This is a genomic window from Pelagibacterium sp. H642, from assembly GCF_031202855.1.
GTDB lineage: Bacteria > Pseudomonadota > Alphaproteobacteria > Rhizobiales > Devosiaceae > Pelagibacterium.
The window spans coordinates 1,765,418-1,783,059 of sequence record NZ_CP101829.1 but is presented as its reverse complement, the minus strand read 5'-3'; the positions used below and the strand labels follow the sequence as shown (position 1 = coordinate 1,783,059).

At 62.8% G+C, this 17,642-nt stretch carries 19 protein-coding genes; 5 read left to right on the top strand and 14 right to left on the bottom strand.

Annotated features, from left to right (window positions below; all coding sequences use genetic code 11):
- Position 1: 1 nt before the first annotated feature.
- Positions 2-850: an ATP-dependent Clp protease proteolytic subunit gene (locus tag NO934_RS08800; protein WP_309163578.1), complete on the bottom strand. Its 849-nt coding sequence runs from the start codon at positions 848-850 to the stop codon at positions 2-4.
- A complete protein-coding gene (locus NO934_RS08795; protein ID WP_309163576.1) occupies positions 847-2,211 on the bottom strand; it encodes a hypothetical protein in 1,365 nt (454 codons plus the stop codon). Before NO934_RS08795 ends, NO934_RS08800 begins: the two co-directional genes overlap by 4 nt.
- A gap of 193 nt (positions 2,212-2,404) precedes the next feature.
- Between NO934_RS08795 and NO934_RS08790 the strand changes: the two genes are divergently transcribed.
- The gene (locus NO934_RS08790) at positions 2,405-3,178 is read left to right on the top strand and encodes an MBL fold metallo-hydrolase (protein ID WP_309163575.1); all 774 of its coding nucleotides are present in this window, start codon (positions 2,405-2,407) and stop codon (positions 3,176-3,178) included.
- A gap of 205 nt (positions 3,179-3,383) precedes the next feature.
- Here NO934_RS08790 and NO934_RS08785 read toward each other — a convergent pair whose 3' ends face one another.
- The 7 genes from NO934_RS08785 to NO934_RS08755 form a co-directional block, all read right to left on the bottom strand.
- A complete protein-coding gene (locus tag NO934_RS08785; protein ID WP_309163574.1) occupies positions 3,384-3,689 on the bottom strand; it encodes an ATP-dependent Clp protease adaptor ClpS in 306 nt (101 codons plus the stop codon).
- A 71-nt stretch (positions 3,690-3,760) separates the two neighbouring features.
- Positions 3,761-5,587: a translational GTPase TypA gene (typA, locus tag NO934_RS08780; RefSeq protein ID WP_309163572.1), complete on the bottom strand. Its 1,827-nt coding sequence runs from the start codon at positions 5,585-5,587 to the stop codon at positions 3,761-3,763.
- Between the two features lie 238 nt (positions 5,588-5,825).
- Positions 5,826-6,209, bottom strand: coding sequence for a VOC family protein (locus tag NO934_RS08775; RefSeq protein WP_309163570.1), 384 nt, complete (start codon positions 6,207-6,209; stop codon positions 5,826-5,828).
- Positions 6,206-6,601, bottom strand: coding sequence for a VOC family protein (locus NO934_RS08770; protein ID WP_309163569.1), 396 nt, complete (start codon positions 6,599-6,601; stop codon positions 6,206-6,208). The genes NO934_RS08775 and NO934_RS08770 overlap by 4 nt, the downstream gene beginning before the upstream one ends.
- 42 nt (positions 6,602-6,643) lie before the next feature.
- The gene (locus NO934_RS08765; protein ID WP_309163567.1) at positions 6,644-7,273 is read right to left on the bottom strand and encodes a transcriptional regulator; all 630 of its coding nucleotides are present in this window, start codon (positions 7,271-7,273) and stop codon (positions 6,644-6,646) included.
- Positions 7,274-7,275: 2 nt separating this feature from the next.
- The gene (locus NO934_RS08760) at positions 7,276-9,405 is read right to left on the bottom strand and encodes an EAL domain-containing protein (RefSeq protein ID WP_309163566.1); all 2,130 of its coding nucleotides are present in this window, start codon (positions 9,403-9,405) and stop codon (positions 7,276-7,278) included.
- Between the two features lie 306 nt (positions 9,406-9,711).
- A complete protein-coding gene (locus NO934_RS08755; protein ID WP_309163565.1) occupies positions 9,712-10,932 on the bottom strand; it encodes an argininosuccinate synthase in 1,221 nt (406 codons plus the stop codon).
- A gap of 183 nt (positions 10,933-11,115) precedes the next feature.
- Here NO934_RS08755 and NO934_RS08750 point away from each other — a divergent pair, with 183 nt between their 5' ends.
- From NO934_RS08750 to NO934_RS08740, 3 genes are all read left to right on the top strand, one after another.
- The gene (locus tag NO934_RS08750) at positions 11,116-11,763 is read left to right on the top strand and encodes a LysE family translocator (RefSeq protein ID WP_309163563.1); all 648 of its coding nucleotides are present in this window, start codon (positions 11,116-11,118) and stop codon (positions 11,761-11,763) included.
- The gene (locus tag NO934_RS08745) at positions 11,763-12,614 is read left to right on the top strand and encodes a 23S rRNA (adenine(2030)-N(6))-methyltransferase RlmJ (protein ID WP_309163562.1); all 852 of its coding nucleotides are present in this window, start codon (positions 11,763-11,765) and stop codon (positions 12,612-12,614) included. Before NO934_RS08750 ends, NO934_RS08745 begins: the two co-directional genes overlap by 1 nt.
- Positions 12,615-12,694: 80 nt before the next feature.
- Positions 12,695-12,892, top strand: a complete 198-nt coding sequence (locus NO934_RS08740) for a YqaE/Pmp3 family membrane protein (protein WP_309163561.1) — start codon at positions 12,695-12,697, stop codon at positions 12,890-12,892.
- Here the strand turns inward: NO934_RS08740 and NO934_RS08735 are convergent.
- The 5 genes from NO934_RS08735 to thpR all read right to left on the bottom strand — a co-directional run bounded on the left by NO934_RS08735 (position 12,889) and on the right by thpR (position 16,553).
- Positions 12,889-13,347, bottom strand: a complete 459-nt coding sequence (locus NO934_RS08735; protein ID WP_309163559.1) for a GNAT family N-acetyltransferase — start codon at positions 13,345-13,347, stop codon at positions 12,889-12,891. The genes NO934_RS08740 and NO934_RS08735 overlap by 4 nt on opposite strands.
- Positions 13,344-14,543 (bottom strand): 23S rRNA (adenine(2503)-C(2))-methyltransferase RlmN, encoded by a 1,200-nt coding sequence (rlmN, locus tag NO934_RS08730; protein WP_309163558.1) that lies wholly within the window; start codon positions 14,541-14,543, stop codon positions 13,344-13,346. Before rlmN ends, NO934_RS08735 begins: the two co-directional genes overlap by 4 nt.
- Before the next feature lie 141 nt (positions 14,544-14,684).
- Positions 14,685-15,197 (bottom strand): invasion associated locus B family protein, encoded by a 513-nt coding sequence (locus NO934_RS08725; protein ID WP_309163556.1) that lies wholly within the window; start codon positions 15,195-15,197, stop codon positions 14,685-14,687.
- A gap of 85 nt (positions 15,198-15,282) precedes the next feature.
- Positions 15,283-15,810 carry an invasion associated locus B family protein gene (locus tag NO934_RS08720; RefSeq protein WP_309163555.1) on the bottom strand — a complete coding sequence of 176 codons (528 nt, stop codon included), beginning with the start codon at positions 15,808-15,810 and terminating at the stop codon, positions 15,283-15,285.
- A 203-nt stretch (positions 15,811-16,013) separates the two neighbouring features.
- Entirely contained in the window at positions 16,014-16,553 is a 540-nt protein-coding gene (gene thpR, locus NO934_RS08715; protein WP_309163553.1) for an RNA 2',3'-cyclic phosphodiesterase, read from the bottom strand.
- Positions 16,554-16,796: 243 nt separating this feature from the next.
- Between thpR and NO934_RS08710 the strand changes: the two genes are divergently transcribed.
- Positions 16,797-17,567, top strand: a complete 771-nt coding sequence (locus NO934_RS08710) for a Bax inhibitor-1/YccA family protein (protein WP_309163552.1) — start codon at positions 16,797-16,799, stop codon at positions 17,565-17,567.
- Positions 17,568-17,642 lie beyond the last annotated feature (75 nt).

The following is a 17,642-nucleotide window of genomic DNA, read 5'->3' as shown; positions in this document are numbered from 1 at the left end:
CCTAGCCCGCATCCGATCCAGAGACCGCTGCCCCATCGGCAGCTTCGACCTCCGAGGTCCCGGCCAGCGCCGTCTCCTCCATCTCTTCCATGGTGAGGAAATACAGCCGATCGGGCGGCGTCTCCATGGCGTTGACCCAAAGCAGCGGATCGATGCCCATCTCGTCGAGATAGCGCGTGATCCGCGCCGTCATCGCCTGGGCGTCGCTCATGGCTTGGGCCGAACCGATTTCGGTCCCGCCTGCCCCGGCATAGATCTGGTGCACGCCCACCGCCGCGCTGTCGGACACCAGCCGCTCGATGCCCCCGGCCAGAACCAGCGGGCAGGACGAACCGCAAAGCGCTCCGTCCCCTACCGCCGTTGCAAATCCATTCTCGCGGATCATGCGCCCGATCAGCAGCGCATCGTCCACCGATCCTCCCGGCGAATTGAGTGCGACGGTCTCCACATAGTCCCCCCGCGCCGCGATCTCGGCGGCGAACTGGGTCGCCGCCCCTGGAACGATCGTCCCCGACAGCATCAGCACGCCCCCGCCGACCAGTTCGATCGACAGCGGCTCGGCAAGCTGTTCGGGCGGCGTCGTTATATGTTCGAGCGGACGATAGGCCGGGTTCGAGGGATCGATCTCGGGCCGCTCGACCGCCGGCAGCAGCGGATCGCCCGGCATCACGGCGAGATCGGCGGGCTGCACTTGGTTGAGATCCATGTAATCGGAGAACAACACCCAGGCCGTCCCCGCCAGCATGGCGAAAAACGCGGTCCTGAGGATCGCCCCGTCCTCGATGGCGGCGACAGCATGCACCAGCCGCGCCCCAAACCCCTTGCGCGGCGCCTCGCCCATGCTGCTCATGGGCGCTGCGGCCCTTCGGTGCGCTTGCGCTGGGTGAGCCCGGGCAGTTGCGTCACCGTGTCGTCGTCCTCGGCGCGGGCGGGCTCGGGCGCCACCGTGGGCGTTTCGGTTTCGGCGGTCGCAGGCTCCTCGTCCTCCGGCCGCTCGGGCAGGGTTTCCGCCGGCTGGGCGCGCACCGCCATCATCTGGTTGTGCAGAGCCACCGCCCGCATCATGTCCGCGGCGGTCAGCGTTTCCGCATCGTCGAGCGATTCAGCGTCCCGCCGCATCGCCGCATGGGCAACCGAGAGCAGCAGCACCAGCACCACCGGCAAGAGGTCGATGGAAATCGCCCCGGCCCAGGAGGGCACGAAATCGGAAGCGTAGCGCAGCACTGCCTCGGCCGAAGAAAGCGGCACGAAGCGGCGCGGCTCGACCTCCGGCTCGGCCATGATCGCCTGCGCCGCTTCGGCAAGCGCGGAGGATTGCGCGTCGACAGCGCCCCGGATATTGGCCATGGCCGCATCCTGGCGCATCACCAGCCCGGCGCTCTGACCATCGGCCACCGGGGCGATAAAGCCCAGCGAAAGGTCTTCGGCGGCCCGCGCCACCGAGGGGGCGACCGAAGTTTCCTGCAGCGCGGCGATCACCCCGGTCAGCGCCACGATTTCGGCGGCAAAGGCATCGGCGCGCGGCTGCACCTCGCCGGGCGCGGAAACCAGTTCGCGCATCGCCGCCAGATGCTCGCCGCCGGTGGCAAACAGCCCGCTGGCCCGTTCCTGGGATTGGGAAATGGTGGTGGTGAGCCCGTCCATCTGGCCGCTCATCTGGCTCAAAAGCTGCACCACCGAACCGGACCCCGAAGTGCCGGTCAGCGCCCCGCCCTCGCGTTCTTCCTGCGCCAGGGTGGCAAAGCGTTCCGACGCCCGCTGAACGTCCGGAAGCAGCGATTGGGCGGAGAGCGCATTGGCGTGGGCGGCATCGAGATCGCCGGTATATTGTTCCAGCGTCACCGCCATATGCTGTTCGAGCGCCGCTGAACCGGCCAGCGCGGCGGCGTTGAGCCAGGAGCTCATGGCCACGATCATCAGCGATCCCAACCCCATGATCGCCACCATGATCAGCCGTTGGCTCATGGTGCGCATCAGCGGCAGGAACCGCATCATGTAGCTCCAGAACACGTAGATGCCCACCGATACGGCGACCGAATAGATGATGGCAGCGAAAAAGACGAAATTGGCGTCCCCGTCCAGGAGACCCCGCACCCCTAAATAGGTATAGACCCCGCTCGCCAGCGCCAGCACGGCGAGCGCGAAACGCGAGGTGACTTCCAGCCCCTTGATCGTCTGTCCGATCCGGGCGGCGTTGTTCTGGCTTGCCATGTCGCTGAGTTCCCTCGGCCCAATCCATTAAGCCAAGCTTAACAGAGAAATCCCGGCGAAATCGAGATGGCGTGGAACGTGCCGAAAAGCTCGCGCTTTTGTGAAGGACCGGGACCCGATCCAAACGCCACTATGGCCGTTGCAATGCCGGGCGATTATCATCGGGCCCGATCGTTCAAAAGGAGGACGCGAAATGAGCTTTACCCGTCGACAGACCCTCGGCCTGGGGCTTGGCACCCTGGCCGCCATGGGCGTCACCACCATCCTGCCCCGCACCGCTTTCGCCCAGGCCGATGGCGATCTCTACCCCTCCGAGGCCGGCGATTTCTTCGTCCACCCCATTTCTCACGCCTCGCTGGTTCTCGAAACGCCTTCGGGGGTCATCTATGTCGATCCGGTGGGCGGTGCCGAGCCCTATTCCTATCTCCCGCCCCCCGACCTCATCCTCATCACTCATGAGCATGGCGATCACTACGACGCTGCAACGCTCGAAGCGATCATGGGCGAAGAGACCGAGATCATCGCCAACCCGGCCGTCTTCGATATGCTTCCCGAAGCGCTCTCCGCCCGTGCCCGGCAGATGGCCAATGGCGACAGCGACAATTTCGGCGATATCGGCATCGAGGCGATCCCCGCCTACAACACCACCGAGGACCGGCTGCAATATCACCCCCAGGGGCGCGACAACGGCTATATCCTCACCATCGGCGAGCGCCGCGTCTATATCGCCGGGGACACCGAGGACATCCCCGAAATGCGCGAGCTCGAAGACATCTTCATTGCCTTCGTGCCCATGAACCTGCCCTACACCATGGACGTCGACCAGGCCGCCTCGGGCGTCGCCGCCTTCCTGCCTACCTATGTCTATCCCTACCACTACAACGACAGCGACCTCGACCGCTTCGAAGACCTCCTCATGGACGAAATCGGCGGCGGCACGGAAGTCGTGCGCGGGGCATGGTACTAGGACCAAACATCTGCTGGGAATTGGCAGCGTCGCGGATTGTCGGGTCAAGCCCGACAATGACGAGGAGAGGGTATAGGACTGGTCGCGCACACTAACGCTGCTGCCGGCCACCCCCTATCCACCTCGTCGTCCTCGGGCTCGACCCGGGGACCCGCAAAGCCTCGACGAAGACAGAAGATGTGAAGGCAGCAAAACGCCGCCGATCCTACTCTTCCGGCTCGGTCGTCACCATCAGCGGAAACCCGAACTGCTGGCTCAATTCGATCGCCTCGTCCGCCTTGGTCTCGGCGATCTCCTTGGTATAGACCGCCACCACCGCCGAACCCTTCTGGTGCGCGGTCATCATCACCGCCTCCGCCTGCGGCTCGCCCATGCGGAACACGGACTGGAGCACCTTCACCACGAATTCGCGCGGCGTGTAGTCGTCATTGAGCAGGATGACCTTGTGCAGCTTGGGCCGCTCGGTCTTGATCTTGGTCTCAGTGCGTTGCTTGGTCGATGTATCGCTCATCGCAGCACCTCTTTGAAAGAACGATGGGCAGAGCGAGCTTGATTATAGCCCTGCCCCGCCCATTCGCCAAATCAACTCGCCGCCGCCTCGGCCGCTGCCGCCCGCGCCGCGCGCTTGCGCTCATGGGGGTCGAGGTGGATTTTCCGCAGCCGCACCGAAGTGGGCGTCACTTCCACATATTCGTCGTCGGCAATGTAGCTCAGCGCCTGTTCAAGGCTGAGTTTCTTGGGCGGCGTCAGCCGGATCGCCTCGTCCTTCGAGGTGGTCCGGATATTGGTCAACTGCTTGCCCTTCAAAACGTTCACTTCGAGATCGTTCTCGCGATTGTGCTCGCCAACGATCATGCCTTCGTAAACATCGACGCCCGGATCGATCAGCATCGGCCCGCGATCCTCGAGATTAAAGAGCGCATAAGCCACCGCCTGCCCCGTGGCGTTGGAGATCAGAACCCCGGTGCGCCGCATGGGCAGCGGACCCTTGAAGGGCGCATATTCGTGGAACACGCGGTTAAAGATCGCCGTGCCGCGCGTATCGGACAACAACTCGCCCTGATACCCGATCAGCCCGCGCGTGGGCACGTAGAGTCGCACGCGCGTGCGGCCGGCGCCCGAAGGCCGCATCTCGACAAGCTCCCCGCGCCGTTCGGTAAGCTTTTGCACCACCACCGAGGAAAACTCGTCATCGACGTCGATGATCACTTCTTCGACCGGCTCGAGCTTGACGCCGTTTTCCTCGCGGAACAGCACCTTGGGGCGGCCAAGGCACAATTCGAACCCCTCGCGGCGCATGGTCTCGATCAGCACCCCGAGCTGGAGTTCGCCGCGCCCGGCCACGTCAAAGGAATCGTTGTCGTCCCCCGGCGTCACGCGGATCGCCACATTGCCTTCCGCCTCGCGCATCAGCCGCTCGCGGATGACGCGGGACTGCACCTTGTCGCCCTCGCGGCCGGCCAGCGGCCCGTCATTGATCCTGAAGGTCACCGACAGGGTCGGCGGGTCGATGGGCTTGGCTTCGAGCGCCTCGGTCACCTGCGGCACCGCGATGGTGTTGGCGACGGTCGCCGTCTCGAGACCCGCCAGGGCCACGATATCGCCGGCCTTGCCTTCCTCGATCGGCTCGCGCTCAAGGCCACGGAACCCCAGAACCTTGGAGATACGTCCCTTTTCCACCACCTTGCCGTCGCGCGAAAGTGCATGCACCGAGTCGCCGGGCTTGACCGAACCGGAAAACACCCGGCCCGTCAGGATGCGCCCCAGGAACGGATTGCGCTCTATGGTGGTGACCAGCATCTGGAACGGGCCTTCTTCCACCTTGGGCTCTTCGAAATGCTCGACGACCTTGTCGAGCAGCGGGCCCATCGTGTCCTTGGGCCCGGTGGGGTCCTCGGCCATCCAGCCCTGCTTGGCCGATCCGTAGAGCACGGGAAAATCGAGCTGTTCGGGCGTTGCATCGAGAGAAACGAAAAGGTCGAAGATCTCGTCGAGCACTTCGTTGTGCCGCTCTTCAGGCTTGTCGATCTTGTTGATCGCAACGATGGGCCGCAGCCCGATCTTCAAAGCCTTCGACAGCACGAACTTGGTCTGCGGCATCGGCCCTTCGGCGGCGTCCACCAGGATCACCGCGCCATCGACCATCGAAAGGATGCGCTCGACCTCGCCGCCGAAATCGGCGTGGCCCGGCGTATCGACGATATTGATCCGGTGGTCCTTCCAGTTGAGCGAGGTCACCTTGGCCAGAATTGTGATGCCGCGTTCTTTTTCCAGATCGTTGGAATCCATCACGCGTTCATCGACGCGCTGGTTGTCGCGGAAGGTGCCCGACTGCCTCAAAAGGACGTCGATCAGCGTCGTCTTGCCATGGTCGACGTGGGCAATGATCGCAATATTGCGCAAGCTCATAAGGGGGGCCAGCCATTTGTGGGATTTTGCAGGTTGGCTGCCCATACCCCAGCAATGGGTCACAAACAAGGAAAAACGCCGCAATGCAGCTATGTGAGGACAGCTACAGCGGCCCCCCAGCTCCTTTGTCAGACGTTTCGGCTCTGACTAAAGCGTTGCCACGGACTACCCTTCTCCCTCGCGGGAGAAGGTGGCCGGAGCGAAGCGGAGGTCGGATGGGGGGCGCTGAGCCAGTGATCTACTTCAAGCTCCGCGGCTTGTCCCCCGACTGCCAGAGCCCCAGACCAAAGCCATCCGGGTCCAGAAAGTCCGCGCTCCAGCCTCCGGGCGCCTCTTCCACCGGGGTCACGATCGTCACCCCCTGTTCGGCGAGCGCGGCAACGATATCGTCGATGCCGCCATCGGCCAGGTCGAAGACCAGCGCCGGGGTATTGCCGCGCTTTCCTTCCATTTGAAAGAACACCATCTCCAGCCCCTGGTCGAGCGAACCCGACAGCCAGAATGGTTCGGCGCCCTCCTGGCGGGTGAGCTCGATGCCGAGAACCTCGTTGTAGAACTTTTCGGTGCGCGCGATGTCGGCGACGTAAAAGACGATCGAAGCGCGATGCGGTTTGGGGATCATTTGTCGGCTCCTTTGAGAGAGAGCGGCTTGTCATTGGCCTGATAGAGCCCGATGGCGAAATCGTCAGGGTCGCGGAACGTGGCGCCCTTGCCGTCGGGGGCATCCCCCACCGGGGAAACGATGGTCACTCCCTGTTCGGCCAGTGAGGCGACGATATCGGAGATCCCGCCCTCATCGAGATCGAACACCATGATCGGACTGTTGCCCGGCGTGGGCGTCCCGACCATGAAATCGATCTCGAAATTCTCGCTGAGCTTGGCATGCAGGAACTGTTCGCCTGCGAACCCGCGCCGCTCGAAGCGAATGCCCATGATCTCGGAGTAGAATTTTTCCGTCCGGTCGAGATCGGTGACGTTGAAAACCAGGCTCGTGTAACGGGCCGTAAACAGCATGGCGCCCTCCTTGGCGTTTCCTTACGCCCCATGTTGCCGCGATCAGACTTTTCGTGAGCGCTTGAAGAGAAAAATATGCCCGTCAGGATCGTGGGTGGCAAACGCAACCCCGTGGCGCTTGAGCGCCGGCGCCAGCGCCTGGCGGATCGCGCCATAGGCGAGGTCGAGATTGAGCCCCACCATCTCGGTGGGCATGGCGACGCCCTTTTTGCCCAAGGCCAGCTTGAGCGCCCGCACCCTCTGGCGCAGCGCTGCGTCACTAAGGTCGAGCAGATAGGCGATTTCAGCCCGCGAATGTCCCGAGAGCGCCAGCGCCGCGACAACCCGAAGGCTCTTTGGCAGATCGGCGAGGATGGCGCCTAGCGCCTCGCCCTCGGCCTGCGATTGCCCCCCGGAGCGCTCGAGCTGCCAGCGCGCTTCCCGTTCGCGCCGCCGCGCCGCGCTGCGCGCGTCGAACGCCGCCCGCTTGCGGATCGCCCCCGCCATCCAGCGCCGATCGGCAAACTTGGTGAAATCGTCGCGCCCGGCCTGGACCGCCGCGATCAGCACCTCCTGGACGATATCCTCGGCTTCATCGCTCCGCCGGGCGTGCCGGCGGGCCAGAGCGATAAATTCGGCATAGGGGATGGCGCGGCGCATCTTCTCATCCTGGCCGGAAAGCGACGATCGCAAGCTTACCATCCATCGCGCCCTTTGAATGCCTCGCCATAGTGCCTGGCTTCGATCATGGCCGCGATTTTCTCCGCCCCCACCGGCGGCGAGAAATAATAGCCCTGCACCTGGGTCGCCCCCTCGGCGCGCACCACCGCAAGCTGATCTTCCGTCTCCACCCCTTCGGCCACCGTGGTCATCGACAGGCTCTTGCCCAGCCCGATCATGGCTCTCAGGATCGCCCGGCTTTCCGATTTGGTTGCCACGTCGGTCATAAAGGAGCGGTCGATCTTGATCTTGTCGAACGGAAAGGCCCGCAGATAGGAGAGCGAGGAATATCCGGTACCGAAATCATCCATGGCGATGCGCACACCCAGCCCGCGCAGGGCACCCAAAAGATCGAGATTGGCGCTGCTGTTTTCGAGCAGCAGGGATTCGGTGATTTCGAGTTCGAGCCGCCCCGCCCCGATCCCCGCTTCCGCCAGCGCCGCCTCGATCACGCCGACAAGGTCGGGGTTCTTGAACTGGATCGGCGAAAGGTTGACCGCCACTCCCACCCGATTGGGCCACAGCGCCGCGGCCTGGGTCGCCGCGCCCAGAACCCAGGCACCCAGGGCGTGGATCAGCCCGGTTTCCTCGGCGATGGGAATGAATTCGGCCGGAGCGATCGGCCCCAATTCGGGATGCTCCCAGCGGGCCAGCGCCTCGACGGCAACGATCCTGTTGCCGTCGAGTTCGACGATGGGCTGGAACACCACCGAGAGCCCTTCCCCTTCGATCGCCTCGCGCAGCCCTGCTTCGAGCGTCCGCCGGCGCTGCAAGGTGGCGTCCATGCCCGCTTCGTAAAAGTGATAGGTTCCCCGCCCCTCAGACTTGGCTTTGAGCAGCGCCAGGTCGGCATTGTTCATCAGCGCGTCGGCGGTCTGCCCGTCCCCCGGCGCCACGGCAATGCCGATCGAGCAGGTGAGCCGCAGCGATCGATCTCCGAGGCTGATCGGCTCGGCCAGCGCCTTGGCGATGACCCGCGCGGTATCGGCCGCTTCATGCGGCACCGCAGCCGTCGGCAGCAGCACGCCGAATTCGTCGCCCCCCAGCCGCGCCGCGAACCCGCGCCCATCCACCGTTTCGGTCAGCCGTTCGGCCACGTTGCGCAGTACCGTGTCCCCCGTGGCATGGCCATCGCTGTCGTTGATCGCCTTGAAATGATCTAGATTGACCACGAGCAGCGCCGGGTGCCTGCCCTTGTCATCATGCTTGAGCGCCGCTTCGAGCTCTTCGCGGAACAATCCCCGGTTCGGCAGGTCGGTGAGCGCGTCATGGGTGGCCATGTGGTGCATGCGCGCTTCGGCGGTGAGCTGATCAGTGATGTCCTCATGGGTGGTCACCACGCCGCCGCCCTTGAGCGGCTGATGCCGCAGCGAGACCAGCGAGCCATCGGCCATCTTGATCACCTCGCGCACGAATTTCCCGCCATCCATGATGCGCCTGCGCTCGGCCATATAGGCCTCGCGGTCTATGAGAGCGTGCTTTTTGCTCTTGAGCCTGAAATCGAGGATATCGCCGAACGCGGTGCCGGGACGCGCCAACTCGGGCGGCAGCTCGTAGAGGGAGATGAATTCCGCATTGCAGGTCATCAGCCGGAAGTCGGCGTCGAACATCGACAGGCCCTGGCTGATATTGTTGATCGCTGCATCGAGCAGGCCATATTGGCGTTCGAGTTCGCGCTTGCGCTCGGAGGCCATGTCCGAGCGGGCGATCTCCTCGGTCACATCCTCATGGGTCACCACCCAGCCCAGGCCCGGCGCATAGATATGGGCAGTTTCCAGCGTCCGGTTGCCGGCGGCGATCTCGAGATTGACGGTGCGCATGCCGCCGCGATTGCTCAACAGCTCGGCGCTGTATGCCTCATAGAAGCTCTTGGGGTCGGTGCCCTGGTGATTGCCCAGCGCCGATGACAGCGCCACGACCTCGTAAAGGCTCATGCCCCGGCGGATGGCCTTGGCGGAAAATCCATAGATATCGAGATAATGCTGGTTCCACATCACCAGCGTGAAATCGGGGGCCCAGACGCAAAAGCCGAACGGTATCGCCTGCAGCGCTGCGTCGAAAAGCAGTGCTTCCCCGCCGCGCTCAGCGTTCTCCTCTGGCCGCATCTGCCATCTCTCTCCCCAGGCGGAATAGAGAAAGAAAGTAGAGGCAGCCGTCTTAAAGAGACTTTAAGCGATCCGCCACTGTGCGAAATTTGATCGCGCCTCTCCCGCACCGCCGGCAGCCTTGCGGATTATCGGCTCAAGCCCAACGATGACGAACGAAGGACAGATACGCGGCAGAAGCAAGTTTGCCGCAATCATCGCTTCTCCCCAACGTGTCACCCGGGGCAAGGTATGCGTGCCGTTCTCGCCTTTTGCCGCACGCTCTCCACCACCCCCCGCAGCCCACTCGCGGATTGGGCCCAGATCCTACCCCAGCCGCAGCTTGCGCGCCCCATAGGTCTTGAGCCGCAGCCCGTTGAGCTTGATGAAGCCTTCGGCGTCGTGATGGTCGTAGGTGCCGGTGCCTTCCTCGAAGGTCACCAGATCCTCCGAATAAAGCGAATAGGGCGAGGTGCGGCCAACCACATTGGCCGAGCCCTTGTAGAGCTTCAACGTCACTTCGCCCGTCACATACTCCTGGCTCTTGTCGATCAGCGCCTGCAGCATTTCGCGCTCGGGCGAAAACCAGAAGCCGTTATAGATCAGCTCGGCATAGCGCGGCATGATCTCGTCCTTCAAATGCGCCGCCCCGCGGTCGAGGGTGATCGACTCGATCCCCCGATGCGCCGCCAGCAGGATCGTGCCACCCGGCGTCTCATAGATGCCGCGGCTCTTCATGCCCACGAACCGGTTCTCGACGAGGTCGAGCCGTCCCACCCCGTGCTTGCCGCCCAACTCGTTGAGCCTGGTCAGAACCCCGGCCGGGGAAAGCTTTTCGCCGTTGACCGAAACAGCATCGCCCTTTTCGAACCCGACAGTGATGGTTTCGGGTTCGTTCGGCGCATCGACCGGATCGACGGTGCGCTGATAGACATAGTCGGGCGCCTCGATGCCGGGATCCTCGAGCACTTTGCCTTCGCTCGAGGTGTGCAGAAGGTTCGCGTCCACCGAGAACGGCGCTTCCCCGCGCTTGTCCTTGGGCACCGGAATCTGGTTGAGCTCAGCATATTCGATCAATTTCGTGCGGCTCTGCAGATCCCATTCGCGCCAGGGCGCGATGACCTTGATCGAAGGGTTGAGCGCATAGGCGCAAAGCTCGAACCGCACCTGGTCGTTCCCCTTGCCGGTCGCTCCATGGGCGATGGCGTCGGCCCCGGTTTCCTCGGCGATCTCGACGAGCCTTTTGGCGATCAGCGGCCGGGCGATCGAGGTGCCCAGCAGGTAAACCCCTTCATAGACCGCATTGGCGCGGAACATGGGAAAGACGTAATCGCGGACGAATTCCTCGCGCAGATCCTCGATATAGATTTCCTTGATCCCGACCAGCTCGGCCTTGCGGCGCGCCTCCTCGAGTTCGTCCCCCTGCCCCAGGTCGGCGGTGAAGGTCACCACTTCGCAATCATAGGTGTTGCGCAGCCATTTGAGGATCACCGAGGTGTCCAGACCACCCGAATAACCAAGGACGACTTTTTTGATCTCTTTGCTCATGGCGCTATTTATGAACCTGTTTGGAGGCGCGGGGATAAGTTTGCCGGACACTAATCAGATCGCGTCGAACCTGTCCAGAAACGCCGCAAAATTGAGGTTGCGCAGCGCCTTGCGCACGAGCATGCTTCCAGGCGCCGTCTAGACCCGTCGATCACGCGCACATTCCCCGATCTGGACCCCTATATGCTGGTACATGCCCCCGACCTCACGGTCATCCTGAGCTTCGCCCTCGCCGCCATCGTCCTCGCCATCACCCCCGGCCCGGACATGGCGCTGTTCATCTCGCGCACCGTCAATTTCGGGCTAAAGCACGGATTTGCAACGGTTTTGGGCGCATTGACCGGCATCGCCGTCCACACCATGCTCGCCGCCTTCGGCATCTCGATCCTCATCGTCACCGCCCCCGCAGCCTTCTGGGCGCTCAAGATCGTTGGCGCTATCTATTTGTTATGGCTTGCTTTTTCTGCCATCCGCTCGGGCACCGGCCTCACGGTCGCCAAGGCCAACGGCCGCATGCCATCGCTCAAGAACTCCTATCTCACCGGCCTGGGCATCAATCTCACCAACCCCAAGGTGGCGCTTTTTTTCGTGACCTTCCTCCCCCAATTCGTCTCGGCCTCCGACCCCCACGCCGCCGAAAAACTGATCTTCCTCGGCGTCGAATTCGTCATCCTCTCGCTGCCCATCGTCATCGGAATCGTCTTTGGCGCTCAATGGCTTACCGGCACGCTGATGCGCTCGCCCCGCATCCAGAAGGCGCTCAACTGGTCCTTCGCCGCAGTCTTTGCCGCCTTCGCAGTCACCATCCTTACCGCCGAAGCGCGCAAATAATGAACTATCGCCACGCCTTCCATGCCGGCAATTTCGCCGACGTGGTCAAACATATCATCCTCGTGCGCATTCTCTCCTATATGATGCGCAAGGAGACTGCGTTTCGCGTCATCGACACCCATGCCGGTGTCGGGCTCTACGATCTCTGGGGCGATGCGGCCGAGCGCACCGGAGAGTGGCGCGAGGGAATCGGCAGGCTGATCGCGCACGGGCTTCCCGATGCCGCCGCGGCGCTGGTCGTGCCCTATCTTCTTGCCGTCAAAGCACAAAATCCCGATGGCGGCCTGCGCTATTATCCCGGCTCGCCCTTCATCGCCCGCCACATGCTGCGCCCTCAGGACCGGCTCATGGCGCTCGAGCTTCACCCGCAAGATGCTGATTTTCTTAAGGAAAATTTCGCCGGCGATATCCAGACCCGCGTCACCCATCTCGATGGCTGGGCCGCCATGGGCACTCACCTCCCACCAAAGGAAAAGCGCGGCTTAGTGCTCGTCGATCCGCCCTTCGAGCAAAAGGGCGAGTTCGGCAGAATGGCCAACAGTCTGATCAAGGCCCACAAGCGCTGGCCCGGCGGCACCTATGCCTATTGGTATCCCATCAAGGACCCCGCCGACGTCACCGCCTATGCCACAGCGCTCAAGGCCACCGGGATACCGAGAATCCTGCGCCTTGAGCTCACCATCCGCGCGCCCTCGACACCGCCGCGCCTGCACGGATCGGGCATGGTGGTGATCAACCCGCCCTATGTGCTTGAAGAGGAAATGAAAATCATCCTGCCTGCTCTCGCCGCCCTTCTGGCCGATGAGGGCCGGGGTCGGTTCAGGATCGAGTGGATCCGCGGCGAGGCTTGATCGCCAAAGCCGGGAACGTCCTTGCCGGAAGCAAACTTATCCCCATATTGCAGACAACGCTTAACATGGGACCACAGACGATGACCTTCGGAGATTTCATTCGGATCCTGTTTTCGATCCTCATTCCCCCGCTCGGCGTTTTCCTGCGCGTCGGCTTCGGGCTCCATTTCTGGCTCAACATCCTCCTGACGATCCTCGGCTATGTGCCGGGCCTCATCCACGCCATCTGGATCATCGCCAGCCACCGCACCCGCAACAGCATCACCTACAACCGCTAAGTGTCGGTCTGATCTGGATGTTTTGACAGGTCCAGCTCGAAATAGACCATATCGACGCTCTTCCCGCCGATCGCTTCATAGAGCGCCCTGGCGGGAAGATTGTCGGTTTCCGTGGCCACCCACCCATAGGTGACCCCGCGCGCCGCGGCCGCATCGAGCAGCACCGCCATCAGCCGTTTGCCGATCCCCCGCCGCTGGTGGCTTTCGGCGACCCCGATCTCATTGACGTAGAATTCAGGGTGCTTGTCGGGGTGGAAATAAAACAGCCCCGTCGCCATCCCCACCACTTTGTCCCCGTCCGTGGCAAGCGCGATGAGATAATCGGGATGGGCAAGATAGGCCTTTGCCAAATCCGCCTTTACCGGCTCGTCGAACACGCTGGTATCGGCGGACAGCAACAGGTCGAGATCGGCTTCACCGATAACCCGAACCAGAATCCCCGCCGGCTGCGTCATAGCATGAAGGCCTCGCGGTCCTTCTTCTTGAGCCGCTCGGTCTCGGACTTGAGCTGCCCGCAGGCCGCAAAGATGTCCCGCCCGCGCGGAGTGCGCACCGGCGAGGCATAGCCCGCCCGGTTGACGATATCGGCGAACGCTTCGATGCGGTCCCAATCCGAGCACACATAGTTCGAACCGGGCCAGGGATTGAACGGGATCAGATTGATCTTGGCCGGAATTTTCGCCAAAAGCCGCACCAACTCGCGCGCATCGGCGTCCGAATCGTTGATGCCCTTGAGCATGACATATTCAAAAGTGATGCGTTTTGCGTTCGACACCCCCGGATAGGTCCGGCAGGCTTCCAGCAGTTCCTCGAGCGGCCATTTCTTGTTGATCGGCACCAGCACGTCGCGCAGATCGTCGCGCACCGCGTGCAGCGAAATCGCCAGCATCACCCCGATTTCCGAGCCTGTCGGCTCGATCTGCGGCACGACGCCGGACGTTGAAAGCGTGATCCGACGCTTGGAAAGGCTCAACCCCTCACCGTCCGAAGCGATCAGCAGCGCCTTCTTGACGTTGTCGTAATTGTAGAGCGGCTCGCCCATGCCCATCATGACGATATTGGTGATCGCCCGGTTTTCCCCGGCCGGCACCAATCCATCCGAAGGCCGCACGCCACCGGGGAAATCCCCCAGCCGCTCGCGCGCCATCATCACCTGGCCCAGAATTTCCCCGGCCGTAAGGTTCCGCACCAGCTTTTGCGTGCCCGTATGGCAGAACGAACAGGTGAGCGTGCAGCCCACCTGGGAGGAAACGCACAGCGTTCCGCGATCGCTTTCGGGGATATAGACGGTCTCGACCTCGACCGGCGGCATGTTGGGATGCAGAGGGTCGCGGAAGCGGAACAGCCATTTGCGCGTGCCGTCGATCGAAACCTGCTCGGAAACAATCTCGGGCCGCCCGATGGAAAACGCCTGCTCGAGATCGGCGCGCAGCCCCTTGGCGATGTTGGTCATCGCCGAGAAGTCGGTGACGCCGTTGACGTAGATCCAGTTCCAGAGCTGACTGGCCCGCATGCGCGCATCGCGTTCGGACAATCCGACCTCGCCCAGATTGGCCGCGATCTCCTTTTTCGACAGGCCCAAAAGATCGCGCGGACCGGCAAGGGCGGGACGCGGCGCGGTGGCATGATCGATATTGAGCGCCAGACTCATGGGCGAAGCTTTCAAGGGATTGTGAGGTTTTCGGGGTATATGGACGCGGGCAGGCCCGTTTCAAGGCCGATGCGGCAAACGTCGTCTTGCCCGCCCTCTAGCACAATCGCGCCAATTGCGCAAAGCCGGCCCCATCCCGGATCAGCAGGCGCCGTCGATATCTCCGGTCGCCGCGGTCGCCCCCGAGAGCGAGAATGTCTGGCGCACCGTTTGCCCCGCGGCATTGGTGCCTTCGATCACCATGGTCGAGCCGGCCCGGATCGCCTGCACCGCCGCCCCGCTCTGGCTCGGGTCGGCGAGCCAGGCCGCATCGTCCTGGGTGAACAAATCAAAGCTCTGCCCGCCCACCGACAGCGTAGCGGTGCTGTCGGGCGCAAACTGATAGCCGGCAACGAGATTGATTTCGGAGCGGATGCTCTGGGCCGGACGATGGGTAATGTAGAAATAGGCATCTCCGGACGCGCCAGCGCTCGGCTCGGTCGAGCTGGGACGCGAGAGCACGAAGCAGATCTGCCCCTCGCTCTCTGTGGTCGCATAGGCCGACCAGGCATTGTGCTCGCCAAGAACGCGAACCGATTGGGCAGCAGCCGGCATGGACCAAAGGCCCAGGAGCGTGACCGCGATGACCGGTAGCGATGGGATATGGCGTGCCATAGCTGGTGTCCTATGTTTTACGAAAGTGCAAAAGGCCGGGCAGACCCGACCTTTGCCAAGCGGCCGCAGCGTGCGCAAGCACACCTTACTGCGGACATTCCTCGTTTGCCGCATTGAGCGCGGCGGTGATCCCGCGCAGCGAATAGGTGTCCACCGTATTGGTGCCCCGCTGGGAGGTGGCGCGCACCACCATGGTGGCCCCGGCGCGCATGGCGCCCACAAAGCCAGGCTCGTCCTCGATCGAGGCGAGCCAAGCCGATTCACCCTGGGTTACCATGGGGTAGGAGCGGCCATCGACCGAAGCGGACGCATTGGCGTTGGTCTCGTGGATCGGATAGCCGACGATCGTTGCCACCTCATTGCGATTGGTGGGGCGGATCGTCACGATGAAATGGATGGCGCCGCGATTGACATTGGTGGGCTCGCTCGTCTGTGGCGTCGACGAGACGTAGCAGATCTTGCCGCTTCCGTCGGTGTCGGTCCAGGCCGTCCAGAAATCGAAAGTCCCCAGATTGTCGGCGGCGAACGCCGCCGGGCTGGCACAAAGCACGACCGCACCGCCGGCCAGGGCGGCAAGCATGCGGCGGATATGGCTGCGAAACGAAAACGTCATCGCCAAACCCTTCCCCTTATTCTTTAAAACATGCACATGACTGCCGCCAACTCTGCACCCTTATGGTTACCAGAGAGCAAACGCCACGGCTTTTCCCACGAGGCGGCAAACTAGGGAGGAATTTGGCCGGAATTTGGCCACTTCCCACGCCGCGCCTACACGAAGATTTGTGCGCGTTTCACGCTGAACACGGGCTGAACGGGTTATGCGGCCAAAGGATAGTCCTGTTCGACGATATAGGGCCCTCCGCCCACCGAATCGCGGCTGGAAAACACCACGAATTTTTCGACCGTAAAGCTCATGGGACTGAACTTTCCGGCCTGGGCGATATGGCGCGCCAGATCGGCGGGGCTGGTGTCGCGCAGCCGCGCCAGGGTGACGTGCGGAATGAATTTGCGCCCCTCGGGTGGCAGCCCGATGCGCTGCAAAAGCCGCTCCTGGCTGGCCTGCAGCCGGGCGAGCGGTTCGGACGGCTCAACCCCCGCATAAAGCGCCCGCGGCTTATTGCCGCCGAAAACCCCAAGATGGGAGAGGGTGAGGGTAAAGGGCTCCACATCGGCATGCATTTCGAGGGCGTCATAGACCTCGCCCGCCGTGCGGTGATCGATGTCGCCGATATAGCGCAGGGTGATGTGGTAGTTTTCGGGGTCGATCCAGCGGGCCCCGGAAAGCCCGCCACGCTTGAGGGACAGCGCGAACCCCAGATCGTAGGGAAGCTGCAAACCGGTAAACAGTCTGGGCATGAGCGTAACCTTCCATGTCCCGGCCGCCCGGCCCTTCCGGGCCGACCGAATCAGAGCCTAGCACATCGGTTCGCCAGCGGAATCAAAAACGCGCCAGCGCCGTTGGCGGCGAATCCTCCGGTGGCCGGTTTTGCTTGTAATTTCAGAGGCTCGTCTCCATATTATCCTCAACTGGCATCCCCGGGTCTGCATGAGGCTGGCTCGGCTGCCGGAAAGCCACTTTGCAAGAGGATGGAACACGAAATGGCACAATACGACCGTCAGACCGTCGCAGGGCGCGTAGGCACGGCCGCCGCCATCGACGAGGGTCTGCGCAGCCATATGCTGCGTGTTTACAATTACATGGGCATCGGCCTGGTCGTCACGGGCCTCATCGCCTTTTTCGCCAACCAGATGGCCGTGACCGCCGATCCTTCGGCCGCTGCCGCCCAATTGGCCGACGGCACGCTTCTGACCCAGTGGGGCGTTCTGCTCTACACCAGCCCCCTGATGTGGGTCGTGGCGCTCTCCCCGCTCGCCTTCGTCCTGGTGCTCTCCTTCGGCATCAACAAGCTCTCCTTTAGCGCCGCCCAGGCCGTGTTTTGGGGCTTTGCCGCGATGATGGGCCTGTCGCTGTCGTCGATCTTTTTGGTCTATACCGACGCCTCGATCGCCAAGGTGTTCTTCATCACCGCCGCCACCTTCGGCGCGATGAGCCTTTACGGCTACACCACCAAGCGCGATCTTACCGGCATGGGCTCGTTCCTGATGATGGGCCTGATCGGCCTGATCATCGCCATGGTGGTCAACATCTTCCTTCAGTCTTCGGCTCTCGATTTCGCCATCTCGGCGATCGGCGTGCTGATCTTTGTGGGTCTGACCGCCTATGACACCCAGAAGATCAAAGAAGGCTATGCCGAAAACATCGGTCATGAAGGCCTGGGCAAGATGGCCATCATGGGCGCGCTGACCCTGTATCTCGACTTCATCAACCTGTTCCTGATGCTGCTGCGCCTGTTCGGCAATCGCGAGTAGAGTCAGAAACAACCGACTTTCGGAAAAGGCCGCGGATCACCTCCGCGGCCTTTTTCTATGATGGGGGTTAAGCCC